Source organism: Streptomyces sp. NPDC058964 (assembly GCF_042741275.1).
In the GTDB taxonomy this organism is placed as follows: domain Bacteria; phylum Actinomycetota; class Actinomycetes; order Streptomycetales; family Streptomycetaceae; genus Streptomyces.
Genome location: NZ_JBHYKH010000794.1, coordinates 1 through 2,704 on the forward strand (window position 1 = coordinate 1; position 2,704 = coordinate 2,704).

Annotated in this window: 3 protein-coding genes; all 3 read right to left on the reverse strand. The window is 72.9% G+C overall.

Annotated elements, in window-relative coordinates:
- Window positions 1–43: 43 nt before the first annotated feature.
- The 3 genes from ACFW2E_RS44825 to ACFW2E_RS44835 all read right to left on the reverse strand — a co-directional run bounded on the left by ACFW2E_RS44825 (window position 44) and on the right by ACFW2E_RS44835 (window position 2,675).
- On the reverse strand, window positions 44–643 hold the full coding sequence (locus ACFW2E_RS44825; protein ID WP_384477362.1) for a hypothetical protein: 600 nt from the start codon (window positions 641–643) through the stop codon (window positions 44–46).
- A gap of 16 nt (window positions 644–659) precedes the next feature.
- Window positions 660–1,874 carry a cyclic dehypoxanthinyl futalosine synthase gene (mqnC, locus tag ACFW2E_RS44830; protein ID WP_384477365.1) on the reverse strand — a complete coding sequence of 405 codons (1,215 nt, stop codon included), beginning with the start codon at window positions 1,872–1,874 and terminating at the stop codon, window positions 660–662.
- A 72-nt stretch (window positions 1,875–1,946) separates the two neighbouring features.
- Entirely contained in the window at window positions 1,947–2,675 is a 729-nt protein-coding gene (locus tag ACFW2E_RS44835; protein ID WP_384477368.1) for a prepilin peptidase, read from the reverse strand.
- Between the last annotated feature and the right edge of the window lie 29 nt (window positions 2,676–2,704).

Sequence of the window (2,704 nt, forward strand, 5' to 3'; positions counted from 1 at the left end):
GGTGCCGGGGTGCTCCGCGCGCGGGCGGGGCATGGGGCCTTGCTCAGCGGCCGGGGAACCCCTGCCGCCCGCCACACCGGGCCGCCACGCTGGCCCCGCCCCCGCCCCGGACCAGTTCGGCGCGGTCCGCGACGTCGAACACGGCGAATCGGGCGGGACCGCCCGGCACCAGCCCCGGCAGCAGGATCAGCGGGGTCGGGGACAGCGCCGCCGGACCCGGGAGCCGGTCCGGTCGCTGTCCCACCGCGAGGCCGGCCCTGCGCACCGCGTCGACCGCGACCCGAGACCGCAGCTCCCCGGCCACCGCCACCGTGCCGTGTGCCAGCATCCGCTGTACCCCGCGCCGCGCGCTCGCGCCGAGGCGTGCGGGGTCGGCGCGGAAGATCTCCCGGGCCCGCTCCCCGCCGATGGGCTCGGTGCCGAGGGCATCGGCCTCGCGCGGGTCGGGATGGTAGGTGGCCTCCAGCAGCTCCGGGCCGTACGGGTTCAGCAGTCCGGGCGTCAGGATGCCGGGCCAGCGCCGAATCCTCGCCCGCGGGTGGGCGGCGGCCAGTTCCTCGTACCGGCCGACGGCGGCGACGGACGCCCCGTCGACCAGTACCGCCGCCTCGGGCGACTGCTCGGCGACGTGAAGTGTCAGCACGGAACCCCTGTTGGCTCTAGTTGGACGCGAGCAGCTTGAGCTCGGGGTGGGCCGTCCCGCCCTCGATCGCCGTCGACGAGATGTGCGACATCACCCGCTCGTCGACCGGGTCGTCCGCCGGGTCGTCGTGGACGACGAGGTGCTCGTACGTCGTCGAGCGCTGCGCCGGGACGCGTCCCGCCTTGCGGATCAGGTCGATGATCTCCAGGCGGTTGGAGCGGTGCTTGGCGCCGGCCGAGGAGACGACGTTCTCCTCCAGCATGATCGAGCCGAGGTCGTCGGCGCCGTAGTGCAGGGACAGCTGGCCGACCTCCTTGCCCGTGGTCAGCCAGGAGCCCTGGATGTGCCGGACGTTGTCGAGGAAGAGCCGGGCGATCGCGATCATCCGCAGGTACTCGAAGAGCGTGGCCTGCGTACGGCCCTTCAGATGGTTGTTCTCGGGCTGGTAGGTGTACGGGATGAAGGCCCGGAAGCCGCCCGTGCGGTCCTGCACGTCCCGGATCATCCGCAGGTGCTCGATGCGCTCGGCGTTGGTCTCGCCGGTGCCCATGAGCATCGTCGACGTCGACTCCACGCCCAGCTGGTGCGCGGTCTCCATGATCTCCAGCCAGCGCTCGCCGCTCTCCTTCAGCGGGGCGATGGCCTTGCGGGGCCGCTCCGGCAGCAGTTCGGCACCGGCGCCCGCGAAGGAGTCGAGACCGGCCTCGTGGATCCGGGTGATGGCCTCCTCGACCGACACCTTCGAGATCCGGGCCATGTGCTCGACCTCGCTCGCCCCCAGGCTGTGGATGACGAGCTGCGGGAACTCCTTCTTGATGGCGGCGAAGTGCTTCTCGTAGTACTCGACGCCGTAGTCCGGGTGGTGCCCGCCCTGGAACATGATCTGTGTGCCGCCCAGCTCCACGGTCTCCACGCAGCGGCGCAGGATGTCGTCGAGGTCGCGGGTCCAGCCCTTGGCGGTGTCCTTGGGGGCGGCGTAGAAGGCGCAGAACTTGCACGCCGTGACACACACGTTCGTGTAGTTGATGTTGCGCTCGATGATGTACGTCGCGATGTGCTCGACGCCCGCGTAATTACGGCGGCGTACTGCGTCGGCGGCGGCGCCGAGGGCGTGCAGCGGGGCGTCGCGGTAGAGGACGAGCGCCTCTTCCGGGGTGATCCGCCCACCGGCTGCGGCACGGTCGAGGACGGCTGTGACATCAAAAGACATGAGGTCGGCCTTCTCGGTCACCGGGGCGTCCCTTTCGTCAAGGGTTGTGGACGGACCGAACCAGCCTACGCCAGGGCTTTCACCGGCCCTACCTCAGGCCGTGTACGCGCCGATCAGGACCCCCGCGAAGGCTCCGGCGACGAGGAACGGCCCGAACGGTATCGCCGTCTTGCGGCCCGCGCGCCGCGCGACGACCAGGGCACCGCCGTACAGCGCCCCGAACAGGAAACCGGCGAAGGTGCCCAGCACCACGGTCGGCCAGCCGTACCAGCCCAGCGCGGCCCCCGCCCCGAGCGCCAGTTTCACGTCGCCGAAGCCCATGCCCCCGGGGTTGATGAGGAACAGCACGAAGTAGCCGCCGCCGAGGGCGAGGGCGCCGTACAGCGCGGTGAGCCAGTCGCCGGCGTGCTCGGGCAGCAGGGCGACCAGACCGAGCAGCGCCAGGGCGGCGCCCGCGAGCGGCAGCGTCAGCGGGTCCGGCAGCCGCTGGACGCGGAAGTCCACGACCGCCAGCAGCACGCCGGGCGGCGCGAGCAGCAGCCAGACGCCGAGCTCGGGCCGGGTGCCGGTGGCGGCCGCGAGGGCGGCGCAGACAAGAGCGGTGACGATCGTGAGGAGGGCGGCCGCGGGGCCGTACGAGGACCCGGCGCACTCCCGGCACCGCCCCCGGCCCACCCACCCGCGGAGCGGATGCCCGCCCGGGCACTCCGCGCGCCACTCCTCCCCGGAGGGCACGGAGAAGCGGTAGGCGGCCCGGGGCAGCAGCGTCCCCGCCGCCGCGCCCCACAGCGCGGCGGCGGCGATCAGCGGAAGCTCGCTCATCCCGCCGCGGCGGCGCCGTCGCGCCAGGC

Bases quoted from the DNA above. Each gene is read 5' to 3' on its own strand.
- ACFW2E_RS44835 (WP_384477368.1), bottom strand. From the start codon at position 2,675: ATGAGCGAGCTTCCGCTGATCGCCGCCGCCGCGCTGTGGGGCGCGGCG.